Below are 19,345 nucleotides of genomic sequence, written 5' to 3'. Positions count from 1 at the left end.
CTGCCTGCCCGTCTCCAGCCACCCGCAACTCCCGTCCTCTCCCCCGCGCCAACGCCTGGCGACCATGATGGCCGATGCTCCGCCCGCCAAAGGAAACGGTGTCTTTGGAGCCACCCACCCCCGCCAGCGCGGCTCCGTCCTCCCATGCCCTGGATCTGGCGGCGGCTCGACGCCGAGTACTCATTTCGGCGCGAGGTATACAGCCGCCCTGCCCCAGCAGGCGGCAGGCAGCAAGCGGCAGGCAGCAGGCAGCAGGCAGCAGGCAGGATGAAGTCTGGCGCTCCGGGCCTCCATACGGCCGGTTCTCCTTGTGTGGCCCGCGCACATGCACTCTCCCCCGCTCGCTGCCTAGCCTGTGCGCCGCGAGGACCAACGTGCTGAAGACGTGGACGAGTTCGAGACTCGGAGAAGGGGGCCGGAAATGCCGCACGGACGAGGCATGTCAGGGCGATGGCGGTTGCTGCTGGCCCTGCTGCTGGCGGTGGTGGCCGGGGTGCCGGCCGCCGGGGGGATCGCATCGGCCGCCGCGCCGCCGTCATACCTCACGTTGGAGGCGACGTACGGAGCCGGGACCGTCACCAACGGCTGGGAGCGCGTGGAGCGTTACCTGGACACCACGGCGGGGTTCCGCACCGAGGGCTTCCCGCCCGACGGCCGCGGTGACCAGGACGGCAAGCGGGTCACGTACTTCGGCGGCGTCTCCCGTCCGTACTCCGGCCGCTTCCTCCTCTACTCGGCCCCCGGCTGGAACACAGGCGCCCGGACCACACCCGTCCTCCTGGTTCACGGCGCGAACGACACCGCCGACCGCGCGTGGGCCAACCCGGGCGAGGCGGGCGGCTACGGATGCGGCGCGCTGTCCTGCCCCTCGACCGGGCTGATGCAGTACCTCGCCGGGCGCGGCCACCGCGTCTTCGCCGTCGGATTCGCGCACAAGCAGGGCGACAACTTGATGCAGGCCCAGATCGTCGGCGACGCGATCGCCGTCATCAAGGCGAAGCTGGGCGTCAGCAAGGTCGACCTCGTCGGCTGGAGCAAGGGCGAGATGTCGACGCGGGCGTATGTGTCGTCCCTGAAGCCGAGTTGGGGGCGGGGGTACGCCGGTGACGTCCGCAGGCTGATCACCGTAGGCGGTCCGAACGGCGGCTACGACTACCCGTACGCGCACGGCTGGGCGCACGACTTCTCCATCTGGCCCGAGTGCGGTGGAACCGTCAATGCACCTTCCCCGCACTCGCGCATGACGTGTTACGGGCAGTACACCGCGCACCCCGAGTTCTCGATGACACCTTCCGGCGGCTACGACAACTACCCTGGCCAGCGTCAGATGCTCGCCCGCTGGGACGGGGTGTACGGCGTCGACGGCTCCGCGCAGGACTGGTACACGACGTACTACGGCGGCCAGGGCTTCTACACGGCGGGCAGTGGCATCCAAGCCGCCATCGACGCCGGGTCGCTGATAACGCCCCTGCAGAACGCCGGAGTTCCGGCCTCCGTCACCACCTACCTGCTGGCCGGTGGCTCCCCCGATGTCGTAGGCATCTTCAACGAGAACCGGGGGCCCAGCGACGGTGTCGTCTTCATCGCCAGCGCGCTCGACACGACCGGCATCCCCACGGTCGGCGGCACCGCCACCATCGCCGGCGCCAACCACTTGGAACTCGGCTGGAACAGCTCGGCCGAGGCCCAGATCGACGCCTGGCTCTCGTGAAGCCCGTGAACCCCGGGAAGCCCGCACAGACGTACAGGACGTACAGGACGTAAAGGACCGCGAACATGACCTCCAGCGAGCCACGCACCCGGCGCGTGCCCACCGACCGTCTCACCGTCCAGATCACGGAGGTGCGTGACGAGGGCGAACCGGTCGTCTTCGTCCACGGCAACGTCTCCTCCGCAGCCTTCTGGCGCACCACTCTGCCCCTCCTCCCGGACCGCTACCGCCCCCTCGCGCCGGACCTGCGCGGCTTCGGCGGCAGCGACCCCCTGCCGGTCGACGCGACGCGCGGCCTGCGCGACTACGCCGACGACCTGGACTCCCTGATGACAGCTCTCGGTATCGAGAGCGCCCACCTGGTGGGCTGGTCCATGGGCGGCGGCGTGATCATGCAGTACCTCTCGGACCGTCCGGACGCGGTGCGTTCCGTGACCCTGGTCAACCCGGTCTCCCCGTACGGCTTCGGCGGCACGCACGGCGTCGAGGGGACCCTCAACTCCGCGGACGGCGCCGGCTCCGGCGGTGCCACGGCCAACCCGGAGTTCGTGGCGCGGCTCGCCAAGGCCGACCGGGGCGAGGACTCGCCCCTGTCCCCGCGGTCCGTCCTGGCGAACTGCTACGTCAAGCCGCCATGGCGGCCCGGGCGTGAGGAGGAGGACGCCTACGTCGAGTCCATGCTGACCACGCGCACCGGCGACGACCACTACCCGGGCGACAGCACCCCGTCCACAGCGTGGCCGGGTGTCGCCCCCGGCACCCGCGGGGTCCTCAACTGCCTTTCGCCGCTGCATTTCCGCATCGACGGACTGCATCTGATCGACCCCAAACCGCCGGTGCTGTGGATCCGCGGCGAGGACGACGTGATCGTGTCGGACACCTCGATGTTCGACCTGGCGCACCTGGGTGCGCTCGGCGCGGTGCCGGACTGGGACGGCACTCCCGCGCAGCCGATGGTGGCGCAGACCCGCCACGTCCTGGACCGCTACACGGCAGCGGGCGGCACGGTACGGGAGGTGGCCGTACCCGGCGCCGGGCACGCGGTGCACCTCGAACGCCCCGACGAGTTCACCGCGGCGTTGCTGGAACTGCTGGAGGGCACCTCGGCATGACGGTGTGCGTCGCCGCCCGGCTGGGCACCGTCCGGGGCCGTGTCGCCCCGGACGGCGTGGCGTCCTTCCTGGGCATCCCGTACGCGGCACCGCCCTTCGACCCCTGCCGCTTCCGTGAACCCGGCCCGCCGAAGCCCTGGATCGGCGTACGCGACGCCACCGTCTATCGCCGACCGCGCCCCACGCGCCCTAGATGTCAGCACGTGTTCGACGGTGATGCCGTGGACGGCGAAGAACCCGTCCGCCCGCTGCCCGAAGGCGATCGCGCCGTGCCGGCGTTCGTCGGACAGGACCTCGCTGTAGGCCAGGCGGGAGTGGTCGTCAACAGCGGAGTGGATTTACTGAAGTTGAATGTGTGATGTCGGTGCCCATCGCCGGCGCCGTTGGTGTCAGGCCCAGTGGAGGCCGGTGAGGCCAGGTCGTCAGTAGAGGATGGACACGATCTGGCACGCGGCTTCGGCGAGCCGACGATCTCCCTGCACATGGGCGCGGTCCAGGGCGTCCGCAGGGTCGATGTTCCGCGTAGACAATCGCCAGACGGTCTCGGTATCCATCAGCACTGCTGCGGTTGGTCGGCCGCTCGGCGCTTCGGCCAACGACCATCGGTGTGCCGTGGCAGTCGCCGTCCAACTCCCGCCGGCGGGGCCCTCGGCGATCACCTGGACCTGCGCTCCGATTGGTGCTGACGTGCGGCGGAGCGTGTGGGGCAGGGCCCGCATAAAGGTATCGAGGACCATGGCCAGGGCACACGGCTCCGGGTCGGTGTTGCGGCCGATGGCATGGCGGATCTGCTGCCGGTGAGTCCAGTGCTCGGTGAACTCGCGGGCGATGTCCAGCCACGCCGGCGCGGGGTCGACGCCTGCCCACGACACGCCCAGGGCGGACGCGTCAAGGTCGGCTGTGGCGAATCGCTGGGCGAGCTGGGTGCCTGCCGATGCCAGGGCGTCGATGAGCGAAGCAGGACTGTCATCGGCGTGTAGCTCGACCCATTCCTGATTCGTGCGGTGGATGAACGCCTCGAGCGTCTCGCCGTCGGCGAAACCGTTCCGGTAGCTGTGGCCGAGGCGGCTGTAGTAGTCACCGAGGAGGTGGGCGGCAACGTCGTGGACCGTCCAGCGCCCGGCCGCTGTCCTGTTCCAGTCGGATGGTGTCAGACCACGCAGGGTATCGAGCAGCGACCTGAGCTCCGGACCGAACAGCGCACGCGCGTCGATCGGATTGCCCAGCCAAGAAGTGGCGGATACGCCGTTGGCCTCGGGACTCATGGCCACAGCCTGTCAGCCAACAGCCGTGGTCTGCCATCGAAGACTCCGCCTGGGAGCGTCGGGGTGCCCCACGGTGTCAGCCGTCCACGATCAGTCCGGTGCCGGCCAGGCAAGCGTCCACCAGGTCGGGGCGGTACTGGATCTGCTTGAGTCGACGCTTGACGGCCCTGGTGATCTGAGCGAGGTCAGCAGCGGCGAGGTTGCCGATCTCGCGCTTGACCAGTGGCCAGGTGCCCTCCTGAGGGTTGATGCCCGGCGCGTGGACTTCCCCGGCCGATCATCGTAGGCGGCTCAAGCGGGAACCGAATTGATCGTTCTTTGGTCCATGTGAGTGAAGTAGCTCGGTCGCTGGGGGCGAGCTCGCTTGCTCGGTCAACTCTGCGGCGCGGTCTTCGGGGGAGGCACAGGGATGCACGTCTCGAGGGCGGAAGGCGGGTCGCCCGCTTCTGCGCCGGGGTGTGGCTGGTACCTCTTGGCTCCCGCCCTCTCCGCCTTGGGTGTGTATGGCGGCACAGTGTGGACCATTCGCTCGTGGGCGAGTTGCCCGCTCGGGAACGACGCCAGCAACAACATAGGGCTGCAGATGCTCATGCCTGTCGTGTGGCTCTGCATGACTCTGCTGCTGCTTCTGCTCCAACTCTCGCTACGGTGGTGGCCCCGTCGAGGCCGGCGGGCCGCCATGTGGCTCGCACCGCTCGGCTTTGTCGTCGCACTGACTTTGCTGTACCGGTTTGGGATGGGTTGGCCGTACCACCCACCCGGGGGCCAGTGCGTGGAGGGCTATCCGCTCTTCCCGTTCACGGGCAAGACGGGCCCGCACTCCGCCGAGTAGACGCTGCCCGGTCGATCATGTGCGGAGCCGGATGACGAGGGCTGCGGCGGTTGCGGTTCCGAGGTAGAGGTAGCCGCGCTTGTCGTATCGGGTGGCGATGGCTCTGGCGTGCTTGAGCTTGTTGATGGCTCGTTCGACGGTGTCGCGCTTCTTGTACCGCTCTTCGTCGAAACCTGGTGGTCGCCCGCCGCGTGAGCTTATGCGCAGGCGGGCGGCCTGGCTGTCGGTCTTCTCCAGGATAGTGTGTCGGATGCCGCGTTGCCGCAGGTAGTCGCGGACGGGGCCGTTGTTGTCTGCCTTGTCCGCGGCAAGGCTGTCCGGCTTCTTGCGGGGTCTGCCCGGCCCCGGTCGGGGGACGCGGATCTTTTCCAGCACGGGCTTGAACTGGGTGCAGTCGCCCCGCAGTCCTGGCGTGGTGATCAGGGACGGCGGGCGGCAGCGGGCGTCCGCGCTCAGGTGGAGCTTGGTGGTGAACCCGCCGCGCGAGCGGCCCAGGCCCTCGCCCCCCGAACCACCTCCACCAGACGGGCGACGAGGCTCTGCCACGCGGTTTCGCCCTGGTGTTCTGCTGGTTTCGCCCCCTTCGAGGCGGGTGCCGGAGGCGGGTCGGTGCGGGCGCCAGCCGCGTGCCGATGAGCTCGGACCATGGTGGAGTCGACTGAGATATCCCAGTCGATCTCACCTGCCGTGGCGGCCGCGGCCTGGACCTGCTGGAGCAGACGCTCCCACGTCCCGTCGGCCGACCACAGCCGGTGACGTTCATAGACCGTCTTCCACGGGCCGCACGGAGCGCGGCGGCAGCCGAGGGATTCGAGGAGGCCGCAGGGCACCCCTGCCGGATCTCTGTCGGTTGTTCGGCATCCGGATGCGGGTAACGAGCGGGCTGACCAACCGGACCTCCGGCCGCTGACCCCGACGCCGCGGTGGAACCGGCGCGTGCGTGCCCTCGGAGGCTCCGAGGGCGGTGCTCGGCCGCCTTGGTCACCTGTTCGGCCCTGGCGGTCCGGCGGGCAACGCCGTCCGCGCACCTGGGCGTGGACAGCCGCGTGGCTGCGTCCGACGCAGCCGGCGCGACTGGTCCCCCTTCCCCGGCGGAGCGCGGAGCGCCGGGCCCGCCTTTGTGCTGGTGGTGGATCCAGGACGGGCCGGACACAATAGTGATCAGTGGGACTGCGCGCTCACGACCGAACTCTCACGATCGAACACCGGGTAAGCGTCCAGCCGGTGAAAGGTGGACGGGCATGCGGCACTACGACCTCGTCATCCTCGGGGCAGGCAGCGGCAACATGCTGCTCAACGAGGAGTTGGGCCATCTTCGGACCGCCATCGTCGAACCGGACCGCTTCGGCGGCACGTGCCTCAACCGCGGGTGCATCCCGAGCAAGATGTTCGTCCTCACGGCGGACGCAGCCGAGAACGCCCGGGCGGCGAAACGCCTCGGCGTGCACGCGAGCGTCGCGCCCGTCGACTGGAAGACCGTTCGCGACCGGGTGTTCAGCCGCATCGATCCGCTGCACGGCAGTGCGGTGGACTACCGCAGGAAGAATGACGTCGACGTGTACACCGAGGAGGCGCACTTCATCGCCCCCAAGGTGGTCCAGGTCGGGGACGAGCAGATCACGGCGGACACTTTCGTCGTCGCCGTCGGATCGCGGCCGGCGGTGCCCGACATCCCCGGCCTGGACACTGTGCATTACCACACTTCGGACACCATCATGCGAATCGATGACCTGCCCACGTCCATGATCGTGCTCGGAGGCGGCTTCATCGCCGCCGAGTTCGGCCATGTCTTCGGCGCCTTCGGCACGGACGTCACCATCGTGCAGCGCGGGCCGCGCCTACTGATGACGGAGGACGAGCAGGTCTCGGCACGCTTCACGGAACTCGCCTCGCGACGGCACCATGTGTTCCTCGGCGCCCAGGCCACCCTCGTCCAACCCCACGGGGGCGGCGTGGCCGTCACCGTGAAGGCCCGGCACGGCAAGCAGGTCCTCAAGGCCGACATGCTGCTGGTCTGCACCGGACGCCGGCCCAACACCGACCGTCTGCAGGCCCGCGCAGGAGGACTCGAACTCGACGAGCACGGCCACATCGCCGCCGACAACGCTTACCGCACGTCCGTGCCGGGCGTGTGGGCGCTCGGGGACGCGGCGAACCACTTCCAGCTCAAACACATGGCGAACGCGGAGACGCGACTGGTACGGCACAACATCCTGCATCCCCAGGACGTAAGGACGCTCACCAACAAGGTGGCACCGCATGCGGTGTTCACCAGCCCGCAGATCGCCAGTGTCGGCCTCACCGAACAGCACGCACGCCGGAAGGGGATCGACTACCGCGTGAGCGTGCGTGCCTACGCCGACACCGCCTATGGATGGGCCCTGGAGGACACCACAAGCTTCGTCAAGATCCTGGCCGACCCGGCCGAGCGCAGGATCCTCGGCGCCCACATCATCGGCCCCCAGGCGGCGACGCTCATCCAGCCGCTGATCCAGGCCATGACCATGGGGCTGACAGCGGACCAGGTGGGGCGAGATGTGCTGTACATCCACCCAGCCCTGACCGAAGTCGTCGAACAGGCCCTGCTGGCGCTTTGACGCCCTGGCCGCTCCGGAGGACGGGCGAGTGCGCAACGCCCGGGCGCCCGGCTGGGTTCCAGCCACGCCGGAGCTCGGCCCTGGACGGGCCCGTCAGCGAACTGGCGCCCGGCGTGTGACCCGCCAAGCCGGCCGCGTAGCCGGTACCGCCGACAGCACGAGCCCCTGCGTGCTGCCCCCTCATGCTTCCTGGGTCCGCCAAGAGCGCCGCTGTCCACCGGGCCCGGCAGGACTGTTGCCCCTGCCGAACGGATGACCTGGAGTATCACCGGGTCCGAGGGGCGCCGTCGGAGACGCTCATCAGAGGTCAGCACCGTGTGTGTTGTCCGGGCGCAATGCCCTGCCGAAGCCGGCCACCGTGCCACGAAGCCGGCCTTTGACGCAGTCGGGTACCTCATCGTTTCTTGGGTTCGGAGACCACAGCCCAGGTGGGTCGGCGGGACCAACGCCCCGGGCGAAGCCGAGGCTGGGACGGTCGGACCGGCGTCCTGCCCCTCGGGGGACCGTGATGCCGCTGCAGCCGCGCCGGCCGCCCCTGAGATGCCGACGGCGACAGCCCTTGACATGATGGGAGAAATGCCGAGGAAACGTCCCTCCCGCTCGGTCGAGTTGGAGGACACGGGTTGAGGCCGGTGCCCAATACTCGGACAGAGTCCGCCTCGGGTCTGCGGCTGCGCCGGGAAGCGCGGACGCCACCCACGGACCGACCGTCGGGGCAGCCATTGTGCGAAGACAGGAGAATGCCATGGCCGCGCGCACCGCCATCGCCAGGTTGCACTCCGGAGGGATCACGGCGAGCCGATTCGGACTCGTGCTGAACCTCGCCAGCATCGGACGGCTCAAGTTCGAGGATTACGAGGTGGAGAACATCCGTCCTGTGGTCGTCTCGAGCCCACTGCTGCGGCGGCCGCTGAGAGGACTCGGGGAGACGAGACTGGCCAGAGCCATCGGGATCACAGAAATCACGATCGCCGGGATGATCTGCACCGGGCGGTGGGCGCCGAGGGTATCGGCTGCCGGCAGCATGCTCGCGGCCGGCATGTTCACCGTTACGCTCAGTTTCCTGATCAGCACTCCCGAGGCGTGGCACCAGCGGGGCCGAGAGCCGAAGCTCTCACCGGCCGGCCAATTTCTGATCAAGGACGTGGTGCTGCTGGGCGCTTCCCTGATCACCGCCGCGGAGTCGCTGAGCAGAATCCGACGACCATAGCCTGTCACAGCTCCCCAGCCGTTCCTGGCTCCGCCCGCGACGGTTCAACGGTGCCAACCGCTCGCTCGAGGCGAGGTAATAGCCCTCCCCGGCGCCGATCGGGTCGATGGAGTCCATCGGCACGAAGGTCTCGATCTCGATCGCCTTCGATCGCCTTCGCCGTCGGCAACGGAAGGTGGTGCAGCTCCTCATCCGCGAGGATGGCTCAGAGGCTGCCCGGGCGGACCAGGCCGGTCCTTTTGACTCCGGTCAGGATGGGGGTGACTTCGACGGTGGAGATGTGTTCGAAGGCGCCGATGGTCTCGCTCAGGAAGACGTAGAGCGCGTCGAGGTCTGCTGCCGCAATGGCCACGAGGAGGTTGGCGGGGCCGGTGGTGGCCGAGGCGAAACGGACCTGAGCGTGGCGGCTGAGCCGGTGGCCGATTTCCTCCAGGCTGCCGGGCGCGGCGGTGATCCACAGGAAAGCTTCGGCACGGATGCCCAGCCGGGCGAGGTCGACTTCGGTCGCGAGCCGGAGGACCTGGCCGCCGACGAGTGCTTCCAGACGCCGACGGGCGCTGAGGGCGGTGGTGCCGGCGCGGCGGGCGAGGTCGGTGTACGAGGCGCGTCCGTCCTCGATCAGCGCGGCGATCAGCTGATGGTCGAGGGGCTGGAGAGCGGGGGGCGCGGGCGCCGCGGGCATGTCCAGGCGCAGGCCGGCCAGTTCGGTCTGCGCCAGCAGCCCGCCGCTCCAGTCGAAGGCGGCCGGGAAGACGCGTAGCAGGACGTGCGAGGTCCACGACAGGACCGCGGGGGTGGCGGGGAGATCGCGCAGGAGGAGGTTGTTGCGGGCGTTCGGGCCGTCCAGGAACAGGATCGTGCAGATTTCGTCCCCGCCGCCGAGGACGTCCACCCAGATGGTGTCGGGACGGCGGGCGAGGGTGGCGGCGATGGCGCTGATCCGGTTGGGCTTGCAGCGGATGCGCAGGGCCAGCGGGATCAGATCGGGGAAGTACACGGGGTTGCGCACGGCCGTGGCACGCAGGGTTCCGTCACCGAAAAGCGGTGCCGCACGCCGCACCACTGTGCGCTCCGAGATGCCCAGGACACGGCCGACCGTACGCCACGAGGCACGCGGGGCGGCCAGCATCGCGGCCGCGATCCGGCTGTCCGTCTCGTTCAGCTGGTGGCGTACTTTCTCCATAGATCAAGATTTTATGTCGTTTTTCCTCGATCAGAACTGCTATATATGGCTCAGATTTTCGTGCTCGCCTAAAAACGTCTCAGAGCAACCGAGGCGGCAGAAAGCAGGTGAGCACTGTGACCGGTATCGAGCACATGGTCGTGGACACCGACCGGGGCAAGGTCAGGGGAAGCGCAGAGGGCGAGGCGGTCTGCTTCCGGGGTATCCCGTATGCCGCATCGCCGGTGGGCGAGCTGCGGTTCGCGCCGCCGCAGCCGCACAGGGGCTGGACGGACGTGCGGGATGCGGCGCAGGCCGGACCGTCCGTGCCGCAGGCGGCCTCCCGGCTGGAGCGGGTGCAGGGGCCGCGCGTGCCGGACTGGAACGAGGACGGCAGCCTGACCGTCAACGTCTTCACCCCGCGCCGGGCGCTGGTGGACGGGGCGTCCCGCCCGGTCCTGGTGTGGTGGCACGGGGGTGGCTTCACCAGTGGTTCCGGCGGCTGGGACTGGTACGACGGCGGTCGCCTGGCCGCCCTGGGTGACATCGTGGTGGTCACCGCCAACTACCGGGTGGGTCCGCTGGGTTACCTGTACCTGCCGGAGATCGGCGCGGCCAACCTAGGCTTCCAGGACCAGGCTGCCGTACTGCGCTGGGTGCAGGACAACATCGCCTCCTTCGGCGGCGATGCGCACACCGTGACGGTTGGCGGGCAGTCCGCCGGGGCCTACTCCTCCCTGATGCTCGCCCTCGCCCCCGCGACGAACGGATCCATCACGCGGCTGCTGCTGCAGAGCGGCCCCTTCGGGCTGAACCCGCAGGATGCGCACCAGGCCGCCGAGAACGCGGAGGCTTATCTGCGCCTGCTGGACATCCCGGCCGGCACCGACCCCGCAAAGGCCCTGCGCGCCTTGCCGGTCGAGCGCCTGCTGAACGCCTATGGCCGGCTCTCCATGCGGCTCGCGGTTCCGGGCAACGCGGCCCCGCCGATGTACCCGGTCCTGGGCGCCCCCGGCATGCCCCGCACCCGGCAACAGGCGCTCGCGGATGGCGCGTTGGAGGGCAAGCCGCTCCTGATCGGCACCACCCGCGACGAAGCGACGGCCTTCACCGCCTTCGACCCCCGCATCCAGAACCTCACCACCACCGCCGCCCTGGACCTGCTCACCGCCCAGATCGGCCGGCAGGCCGCCCAGGACGTCTACCAGCAGCACGCGACCGGTCACCCGCAGGCGACACCGGCGCAGATCTTCACCGCCGTACTGACCGACGGACTCTTCCGCGACGGCTCGCTGGAGATCGCCGACCATCACGCGGCCGGCGGCAACACCACCTACGTCTACCAGTTCGACTGCGCCCCCGCCGAGGACCCGTACGCCCTGGGCGCCACCCACTGCGCCGAACTGCCCTTCCTCTTCAACACCTTCGACGCCTATCCCGGCAGCCCCGTCCTCGTCGGGGCCGGAGACGCCCAGCGCGCCCTGGGCCACGAATTCGCCACCGCCGTCGCCGGGTTCGTCACCGCCGGCTCGACCAATGACTGGCTGCCCTACGCCCCCGCGACCACAGCTCGCATCCGCCACTTCGGCTGATCGAGAAGGGGACCATAAAGCACATCTTCAGCAAGCCGACCATTCCTCACCGGTCGGAGTTCCGCACCCTGCCGGCCACCATCAACTACTCGGACCGGCTGTACGCCCTGACCGCCGCCGACCGGCTCGCGCACTGGAACCCATGCGTGCGCCCGCTCCCGGGGGCCATCTCCGTCGGCTGACGCCAAGGGGTCAGGGTGTCCTCAAACGGCCGGGCCCGCCCAGCACCCGGTTGACGGTCGGCTGCTGGGCGAGCCACGTTCGGGGTTCCTGGCGCAAAGCGACGGCATTCCCGTCAGCGAGACCTCGCTTGTCCCTTGTCCCTTGTCCCTTGTCCCTTGTCCACGCGGTACGCGGAGGGGTCCATGCTGTCTGCGTGCGGCATGGACTGGTGGTATGACCCGACTTTTCCGATCTGGATTTTCGTGGTGTCCGTCGCCACTAGAGTGGGCCATGCCATCCCCACCCGCGGTCTCCCCTGGGCGTCCCGGGTTCTTCCGGCCTCCCCCGACAGTGACGTTGCAACGGAGCGATGACAGAGCCTGTTCATGGACCAGACGGGCCAAAGACGTCGACGCCGTTCGGCGTCGAGCGCCATCCTGCCCGGGTTGTCGCGTTCAGCGACGGCGTCATCGCCATCGCCATCACGCTGCTCGTCCTGGAGATCCGCCCGCCCCACGACACGAGCCACCTGCTGCACGGACTCGCCGCACTCTGGCCGTCCTACCTGGCCTACGTCGTCACCTTCATGCTGATCGGGCAGGTGTGGGCCAACCACCACATCATGTTCGACCACATCCGCACCGCCGACCGGGTGGTGCTGTTCCTCAACACCGTGCTGCTGATGGCCATCGCGTTTCTGCCGTTCGTCACCTCCGTACTGGCCGCGGCGTTCCGCGACGGACAGGGGCAACGCACCGCCGTCGTCCTCGAGGGCACCGCTTTCTGGTTCATGGACCTTCTGTTCAACATCATCTGGTGGTACGCACGCCGTGATCGTCGGCTGCTCACCAACACCATCGACCAGACCGGCGTCGCAGCCATCAGCCGCCGCTTCAGGCTCGCCCTCATCTGGCTCGCCACCGGAACCCTGCTCGGTCTCCTGCTTCCCCCTCTCGGCGTTGCCGTGATCGCCGCCTTCATCCCGTACTACTGGCTTCCCATCGCGGGCGAGATCGCCAAGGTGCAGCGTCGACGCGGCCGCCGGCACCGAACGTGACAGCCGAAGCTCGTCCACGGGCTGGCCAACCGCTTCTGCGGCCGGATCGTGGACCCGGCTGGTCGGCATCGCCCGGATCGAGTCGCGTGCCGGCGGCCACCAGAGAGTCCTGGGTGCCGAGGAAACCGGCGCGATCGTCGACTGGTCAGCCCCCGCGACATCGCGTCGGCAAGGTCAGTAACCCCTCCATGGCGTGCCCCTGTTGCCGTCATGCGGGCGGGGCTGCCCGGGGGGCCTTGGGGGTGACGGAGAAGCTGATCGGCGTGCCCAAGGCGACAGTGTGCGGCCCCTCGGACGGCTCCCTCGCCCGACTCCTGTGCGGGTGCACAGCCCAGACATCGATCGGCGCCGGCGGACAGCCCCACGGCCGTGTGCACGTGGGGCAAGTTGTCCGAGGCTGGGGGCACCGGCCGCTGGGTGGCCGGTGCCCCACCGGTGTGTCATCGGAACCCGCGCGACCGGCCGGTTGGCGGGTCAGCGTGTCACGGGCTGCGTGTCCGCAGTTCAGCGCCCCCCTTCGGCGACGGTCTTCTCCGCGTAGGGCCTGAGGACGACGGGGCCGACGAGGCCGTAGGGCTGCTTGGCGTCGTACGCGGCATTGCCGAGCAGGGTTGCCACGTGCACCTCGACGACGTTGCGGCCGGGCTTGAGGTAGCCGGAGACATCGATGGTGGAGGCGTCGACGAGGTTGGGCTTGGGCAGCTCGTGGCCGTTGATCTCGGCGGTGTAGGTGCCGTCGACCTGGCCCAGGTCGAGGTGGGCCCCGCCATTCCTGATCACGGAAGAGTCGAGGTCGACGGTGGACCGGTACGTCGACCTGCCGGAGCGGTTCTCCAGGCCGGAGATGTGCTGCCAGGCGGGGAGGCTGCCGTCGTCCCCGGCGTTCACGGTGAAGGGACCGAGTGGTTCCTTGCGGGTCTCCTCGACGGTGTCGCCCTTCACGTATGCCTGTACGTCCAGACTCCAGCTGGTGAGCGTCTGGATGGCGGCGACCGACGGGACGCGGGAGGTGACGGTGCTGCCGTCGCTCAGCCGGGTGGTGTAGGTGCCGGCGGAGCCGGCACGTACGCGAAGGTCGCCGTTGTCTGCGACCACGGCCTCGTCGGCGGTCGTGGACACCACCGACGCGCGGGCCTGCGGCAACGTACGGGTGTCGTCGTTGCCGGGGGTGAGGGCGAGGAGCACGCCGTCCCCGCTCGCGGCGGAGATCTCGACGCGGACTCCGTTGGCCCTGCGGGTGTACTCGGGGATCGGGGTGACCTTCCCGGTCCACGGGTCGTAGCGGTACGGCCGGCCCGAACCGGTCAGGGTGACCGTGGTGGTCTCCCGGTTCTTGCCGGAGTTCCAGAAGTAGTAGTAGTTGGTGTCCCCGGTCGTGCGGCGGATGTTCAGGAAGGAGGAGGACCCGGAGTAGGACGCGGCGGGTGTGACCTTCGCCGACCGCAGGGCGGACAGCACCTCGGACTCCTTGCCGACCTGTGTGACGGAGGGCTGCCTGCGGAGTTCGGCCAGCACCTTGCGCAGTTCGGCATCGGAGCCCTGATGCAGTCCACGGGTGCGCTCGACCGGGTCGCCCACGATCACGATGGGCAGCCTGGCCTTGGCCCACGACAGGATCCGCGTGGCGGTGTCGAGGTCGAGTGGCGTCTCGTAGTTCACGTCGGGGGTGTTGTTCAGGACGAACGCCTTGTAGGACAGACTGCCCGACAGCAACTGCCCGTGGCTGACCTCGGCGTCCTTGTCGGTGACGAGGTCCTGGTTCATGAAGCCGTAGGTGTAGCCGGCTTGGGACAGGCTCCGGTCGGTGAAGTAGGCGTCGCCGGTGGCTCCGTCCTTGCTGTGGCCGCCGCCCTGCCGGTAGATGGCCACGTCGTCGCGGAGTTCACCGCGCCGCATGACCGTCTGCATACGGGCTGTGTAGTCGTTGATGGTGGCATCGTCCGACCAGGTCGGGCTCTGCGGCCCGTAGGCGTCGCCGACACCGCCGCCGAACAGCGAGAAGCCGGGCCAGGAGGTGGCCGCGCCTTCGGTGCTGTCACCCCAGCCGTGCCAGACGAACATGTTGACCCCGTTGACCAACTGCTGATTGACGCGGGCCAGCAGAGTCGACCGGGGCACCCGGTGCGCCGACCCCTCCGCGCAACACTCGCTGGAGACGAGGTTCTTGCCCGACTGGGCTACGGAACTGGCCAGCGATCGCCAGGCGTCGGCGCTGCGGTTCATCAGCGGGTCGAGGTCGCTGCCGGCGTTGAAGGAGCGGTCCTCGCCCTCGGTGACGTCGAGCAGAGCCGCCATCTCCTGGGTGTCGACAGGCGTGGGCCCCCACGAACTGTAGGGCTGGCCGCGCACCGTCAGGTGGCGCTGGTGTGCCCACTTGATCAGCGGCTTGAGGTGGTAGTCGCGGAACAGGTCGCTCAGGGTGGTCCGGTAATCCTCCCGCACCCGCTCTCCGATGCCGCCGGTGAAGTCGTAGGCGGGGTCGGTGACGCCGATCGCGGCGATGTAGGGGATGAGGGAGTAGCCCCGGCGCTTGTGGAACTCCTTCAGGAAGTCGGCGGTCCAGTGGCGGACCTGGTTGCCGTTGCTGTTCAGTTCGAGGGAGTCGAAGAACACCGAGCCGCCGGACTTCTCGATGGATTTCTCCAGCTCGGGGGTGAGGACGTGGTTCTCCCAGTAGTCCTTGATCGCTTCGAACCCCGTGCTGCTGAAGTGGTCCACGAGGTACGTCGTCTGCTTGGTCCCTGCGAGGCCGACGGTGGCCCACGACCAGTACGACGACGGGACTGTGCCGTTCATCGTGCCCGCCATCCCCGTAGCCGAGTGGACACCGGCCTGGGCGGCCGCGGTGTGGGGCGATGCCGCCGTGCTGGTGCCGTGGACGCTGTTCCAGCGCTTCGGGGACCGCGGTGTACTGCGTGCCCAGTACGACAGCGCCCGTGCCTGGGTCGACCTGGCGGCATCCCAGCGCGAGGACGACGGGATCTGGCGGCACGGCAAGCAGCTGGGCGACTGGCTCGATCCGGCCGCACCTGCGGAAGACCCCTGGCAGGCACGCACCGACCCCCACCTGGTGGCCCAGGCCTACCTCGCTCGTTCCGCGCGGGTGCTCGCACTGATCGCCGGGGAGTTGGGCGAAGACGCCGACGCGGAGGAATACGGCCGACTCGCCGGGGACGCCCGCGAGGCGTTCGTGCGTGTCTTCGTCGCGCCCGGCGGCCGCCTGACCTCCGACACCCAGACCGCTTATGCCCTGGCGCTGCGCTTCGGCCTGCTGCCCGACGCCGAAACGGCCGCGACGGCCGGCGAGCGCCTGGCGGAACTGGTCGGCAAGGACGGACACCGCATCGCCACCGGATTCGCGGGGACACCGGAGGTCTGCGACGCGCTTGCCGACGCAGGCCGGATCGACACCGCCTACCGGCTGCTGCTGCAGCGGGCCTGCCCCTCATGGCTCTACCCGGTCACCCAGGGCGCCACGACCGTGTGGGAACGCTGGGACAGCATGCTGCCCGACGGCACCGTCAACCCCGGTGAGATGACCTCGTTCAACCACTACGCCCTCGGCGCCGTGGCCGACTTCCTGCACCGCGCGGTCGCGGGACTGGCCCCCGCCGCACCCGGTTACCGGCGCCTGCGGATCGCCCCGCGTCCCGGCGGCGGTCTCACGCACGCCGCCGCCCGGCACCTCACACCCTACGGACCGGCAGAGGTCCGCTGGTCCCTCTCCGCAGGGACACTCACCGTCGACGCCACCGTGCCGCCGAACACCACGGCCGACGTCGACCTGCCCGGGCTGACGACCCGCGTCGGAAGCGGCACTCACCGTTTCGAGCGACCTTGGTCCGGGCAGCCCGGAGGGCAGGCTTCGGCCAGTACCATGGCTGTCCAGAATTGAAGCGTTACAATCGCCCGGTCGAGGGCGGCACCCTGAAGGACGCACGGAGATGAACACCATCGGCATCAAGGACGTCGCGCTGCGCGCCGGAGTCTCCGTCGCCACCGTCTCCAACGTGCTCAACCGGCCCGAGAAGGTCGCGCCAGCCACCCGAGAACGCGTCGAGGACGCCATCGGCATCCTCGGCTACGTCCCCAACATGGCCGCCAGACAGCTGACCGGCAACCGCGGCAACGTCATCGGACTGGTCCTCTTCGACGTACGCAACCCTTTCCTCACCGACGTCGCCCGCGGGGCCGAGGACGTCCTGCACATCGCCGGACAGACCGTTGTCCTGTGCAACACCGACGTCCTGCCCGACAAGGAGGAGCGCTACCTCAGACAACTGGCCCAGCAGAACGCCAACGGGGCCCTGATCACGCCCGCCGACCTCAGCCGTGAGTGGCTGGAAGGGCTGCGCGCCCGGGGGCTGCGCGTCGTCCTGCTGGACAACGCCGAGACATACCCCGATGTCTGCTCCGTCGCCGTCGACGACGTGGCCGGCGCGGACGCCGCCGTCACACACCTTCTGGCACGGGGGCATCAGCGCCTCGCCTTCGTCACGGGCCCGATGACCATGCGGCAGTCCCAGGACCGGCTCGCGGGCAGCCGCCAGGCCCTCGAGCGCGCCGGCCGTCCCGCCGACGCCCTCCAGGTCGTCGAAACCTCGGCGTTCACCGTGGACCAGGGCCGACGCGCTGGTGAGCAACTGTTGACCGTGAGTGAGCGTGTCACGGCGGCGTTCTGCGCCAACGACCTGCTCGCCCTGGGCATGATGCAAACGGCGTTCCGGGCGAAGCTGCGGGTGCCCGACGACCTCGCCATCGTCGGGTACGACGACATCCACTCGGCCGCGACGGCCGGCGTGCCCCTCACCTCCGTCCACGTCGGCGGGTACGACCTCGGCAGGGCGGCCGCCGAACTGCTCCTGGACGAGGACCGCCCTGGTCACACTCATCGCCGCCTGGTCTTCCCACCCCGACTCATCGAACGGAACTCCTCCTGATTCCAGTTCCCTTGAGGACTGCCCGAACCGCAGACACGGCGCGCGTGACCTGACGCGAAGGTCCGCGGTTGGTCTGGCGTGGTTCGTCGTGCTTGGCGTGGTTCGTCGTGCACCGAAGATCCCACCATCGTGTGACGGAGGCCCCGCGGATCTTCCGGCGGCGTCGGCCAAGAGGACGGCCGGCGGGCGGGCAGGGTGGCTGTAGGGCACGAAGTCGCCCGTCCCTCCTGTTGCCCTCCCAGTCGTAGCGCCACCGCCACTGGTGTGGGCGACGTGCGCCCAGTACACGTCCATCTCGCCGCACGTAACGGCGACCCGATCCCGATCGGCTCGGGATGGGCTGGCAGGGGCTCGTCGGCACGTGCTGAGGCCCCCGCACCGTCGAGTGCAGGGGCCCCTTCGCGGTTCCCGGCCCGGGTCACCAGTCCAGCGATCGCCCGGCGAGACGACCGTCATGGGACGAGGCAGTGGGGTGCGGTCGGCCCGACCGCATCACAGCACGCCCGTCCAAGCGGTCTAGCGGCGGTTGAAGTGGTGGTCGTGGTGCCGGTACCAGCCGTGGTGCCAGCCGTGGTGCCGGCCGCGGTCGTGATCCCAGCGGTCACGGTCGTGGTCGTGGTGCCAGCCGCGGTCCCGGTCGCCGAAACGGTCGTGGCGCCCGTCGTGGTCGTGGTCGCTCCTGATGCCCTGCGAGTGGTAGCTCTGCGGGTAACTCCTCCCGTTGTCGCGGTCATGGCCGGCTCCGGCGGCGAGGGCCGGAACGGCGGCCCCGCCGACGAGGACGCCCGACGCCACACAGGTGGCGATCAGTCGGGCTGTCGTGCGAGCAACAGACATGAAGCTTTTCCTCTCACGTTCGCGCACGCCCATCCCGCTCAGGGCCCGGCGTGCGATCCCAATTCCCGGCTCAATGCCGAGACCCGACACTGTGGCCCTCCTCACCGACGCCACCTCGGCCAAAGAATCCACGTGACAAAACCCGGATATATCCGTAACTCTCCCTTGTAAGGGACATCAATACGGAGGAGGGAAGCGGGCCACGGTCCGACCCCGCGGCACACCACACCCGTGATCAGCGCAAAAGCGACTGACGGCTCGTGACTCCTTGACGGTCCCCCCGCTCCCGCCTCACACGTACGGCCCAAGGACTTCAGTAACGATGAGCCAGACTCCGTTCAGGTGGCGTGTTCGCCACGGACGACGGTGCGGTGTGCCGGCACCACGACATTGCGGAGCCGCGAGCATTGTTGTCGGACTTCGACCTGGTGGAGGAGCGCAGGATCGAGGTCGCCACGATGAATGGCCACCTGTCGCAGGCCGTGCAGCTGTTGGCCCGCAAGCGGTAGCGGTCACAGCCACTCGAGCCACTCGTTGATGGCCGCGATCAGCACCGTGGCCTCGTAGCGGACGGAGAGCTTGCTCAAAGATGCGGTGTCACGTTCCCTCGCCCTGCCGGCGGCGGAACAGCCCGTACACGCTCACCCACGGCCCGTACCGTTCCGGCAGGTCCCGCCACGTATCTCTGTCCGAGTGCGGAACCGTATGCCGTGATCAGCTGATGCTTGGCGTGAACCGGCGGCCGAACGGGCGTAATGCCCGTCGCCGGCAGCGATTCCAGCCGTGTCCACTGAGCGCCTGTCAGGTCTCCCCGAGCCGCCACGAGTGACCATCGCACGCTCTTGATCCGAGATGCGCCTCGCACGGC

Annotated in this window: 14 protein-coding genes and 3 pseudogenes; 10 read left to right on the top strand and 7 right to left on the bottom strand. The window is 69.2% G+C overall.

Translation table 11 applies throughout. The annotated features are described in order from the left end of the window. Positions 1-439: 439 nt before the first annotated feature. From ABZ484_RS04205 to ABZ484_RS04195, 3 genes and pseudogenes are all read left to right on the top strand, one after another. Positions 440-1,711 carry a lipase gene (locus ABZ484_RS04205; RefSeq protein ID WP_358864354.1) on the top strand — a complete coding sequence of 424 codons (1,272 nt, stop codon included), beginning with the start codon at positions 440-442 and terminating at the stop codon, positions 1,709-1,711. Between the two features lie 65 nt (positions 1,712-1,776). Continuing rightward, positions 1,777-2,823, top strand: coding sequence for an alpha/beta hydrolase (locus ABZ484_RS04200; RefSeq protein ID WP_358864353.1), 1,047 nt, complete (start codon positions 1,777-1,779; stop codon positions 2,821-2,823). Further along, positions 2,820-2,981: pseudogene (locus ABZ484_RS04195) on the top strand (carboxylesterase family protein); the annotation flags it as partial. The gene ABZ484_RS04200 and the pseudogene ABZ484_RS04195, both read left to right, overlap by 4 nt. 36 nt (positions 2,982-3,017) lie before the next feature. On the opposite strand, the pseudogene ABZ484_RS04190 reads toward ABZ484_RS04195, so the two are convergent. From ABZ484_RS04190 to ABZ484_RS04175, 4 genes and pseudogenes are all read right to left on the bottom strand, one after another. After that, positions 3,018-3,161: pseudogene (locus ABZ484_RS04190) on the bottom strand (IS481 family transposase); the annotation flags it as partial. Positions 3,162-3,245: 84 nt separating this feature from the next. Next, on the bottom strand, positions 3,246-4,088 hold the full coding sequence (locus ABZ484_RS04185; RefSeq protein ID WP_358864352.1) for a maleylpyruvate isomerase family mycothiol-dependent enzyme: 843 nt from the start codon (positions 4,086-4,088) through the stop codon (positions 3,246-3,248). Positions 4,089-4,935: 847 nt separating this feature from the next. Next, positions 4,936-5,466, bottom strand: a complete 531-nt coding sequence (locus ABZ484_RS04180; protein WP_358864351.1) for an IS5 family transposase — start codon at positions 5,464-5,466, stop codon at positions 4,936-4,938. 65 nt (positions 5,467-5,531) lie between these two features. After that, a pseudogene (locus tag ABZ484_RS04175) lies at positions 5,532-5,702 on the bottom strand (IS5/IS1182 family transposase); the annotation flags it as partial. A 459-nt stretch (positions 5,703-6,161) separates the two neighbouring features. On the opposite strand from ABZ484_RS04175, the gene ABZ484_RS04170 reads away from it, so the two are divergent. Both ABZ484_RS04170 and ABZ484_RS04165 read left to right on the top strand, forming a co-directional pair. Beyond that, on the top strand, positions 6,162-7,517 hold the full coding sequence (locus tag ABZ484_RS04170) for a mycothione reductase (protein WP_358864350.1): 1,356 nt from the start codon (positions 6,162-6,164) through the stop codon (positions 7,515-7,517). Positions 7,518-8,262: 745 nt separating this feature from the next. After that, the gene (locus ABZ484_RS04165) at positions 8,263-8,727 is read left to right on the top strand and encodes a DUF417 family protein (protein ID WP_358864349.1); all 465 of its coding nucleotides are present in this window, start codon (positions 8,263-8,265) and stop codon (positions 8,725-8,727) included. A 205-nt stretch (positions 8,728-8,932) separates the two neighbouring features. Here ABZ484_RS04165 and ABZ484_RS04160 read toward each other — a convergent pair whose 3' ends face one another. Continuing rightward, positions 8,933-9,910 (bottom strand): Lrp/AsnC family transcriptional regulator, encoded by a 978-nt coding sequence (locus tag ABZ484_RS04160; RefSeq protein WP_358864348.1) that lies wholly within the window; start codon positions 9,908-9,910, stop codon positions 8,933-8,935. A gap of 107 nt (positions 9,911-10,017) precedes the next feature. On the opposite strand from ABZ484_RS04160, the gene ABZ484_RS04155 reads away from it, so the two are divergent. Together ABZ484_RS04155 and ABZ484_RS04150 are read left to right on the top strand one after the other, a co-directional pair. Next, the gene (locus ABZ484_RS04155; RefSeq protein ID WP_358864347.1) at positions 10,018-11,481 is read left to right on the top strand and encodes a carboxylesterase family protein; all 1,464 of its coding nucleotides are present in this window, start codon (positions 10,018-10,020) and stop codon (positions 11,479-11,481) included. 532 nt (positions 11,482-12,013) lie between these two features. After that, positions 12,014-12,700: a TMEM175 family protein gene (locus tag ABZ484_RS04150; RefSeq protein WP_358864346.1), complete on the top strand. Its 687-nt coding sequence runs from the start codon at positions 12,014-12,016 to the stop codon at positions 12,698-12,700. A 504-nt stretch (positions 12,701-13,204) separates the two neighbouring features. Here the strand turns inward: ABZ484_RS04150 and ABZ484_RS04145 are convergent. Continuing rightward, positions 13,205-15,496 (bottom strand): glycosyl hydrolase, encoded by a 2,292-nt coding sequence (locus ABZ484_RS04145; RefSeq protein ID WP_358864345.1) that lies wholly within the window; start codon positions 15,494-15,496, stop codon positions 13,205-13,207. 1 nt (position 15,497) lies between these two features. On the opposite strand from ABZ484_RS04145, the gene ABZ484_RS04140 reads away from it, so the two are divergent. Both ABZ484_RS04140 and ABZ484_RS04135 read left to right on the top strand, forming a co-directional pair. Beyond that, on the top strand, positions 15,498-16,595 hold the full coding sequence (locus ABZ484_RS04140) for an alpha-L-rhamnosidase C-terminal domain-containing protein (RefSeq protein ID WP_358864344.1): 1,098 nt from the start codon (positions 15,498-15,500) through the stop codon (positions 16,593-16,595). A 49-nt stretch (positions 16,596-16,644) separates the two neighbouring features. Next, positions 16,645-17,640, top strand: coding sequence for a LacI family DNA-binding transcriptional regulator (locus tag ABZ484_RS04135; RefSeq protein ID WP_358864343.1), 996 nt, complete (start codon positions 16,645-16,647; stop codon positions 17,638-17,640). A gap of 516 nt (positions 17,641-18,156) precedes the next feature. Here the strand turns inward: ABZ484_RS04135 and ABZ484_RS04130 are convergent. Next, positions 18,157-18,477: a hypothetical protein gene (locus ABZ484_RS04130; protein WP_358864342.1), complete on the bottom strand. Its 321-nt coding sequence runs from the start codon at positions 18,475-18,477 to the stop codon at positions 18,157-18,159. A 347-nt stretch (positions 18,478-18,824) separates the two neighbouring features. Between ABZ484_RS04130 and ABZ484_RS04125 the strand changes: the two genes are divergently transcribed. Then, a complete protein-coding gene (locus ABZ484_RS04125) occupies positions 18,825-18,986 on the top strand; it encodes a hypothetical protein (RefSeq protein WP_358864341.1) in 162 nt (53 codons plus the stop codon). Positions 18,987-19,345: the final 359 nt, after the last annotated feature.

Source organism: Streptomyces sp. NPDC006393 (assembly GCF_040628575.1).
GTDB lineage: Bacteria > Actinomycetota > Actinomycetes > Streptomycetales > Streptomycetaceae > Streptomyces.
This window is presented reverse-complemented; position numbering and strand designations above follow the sequence as displayed.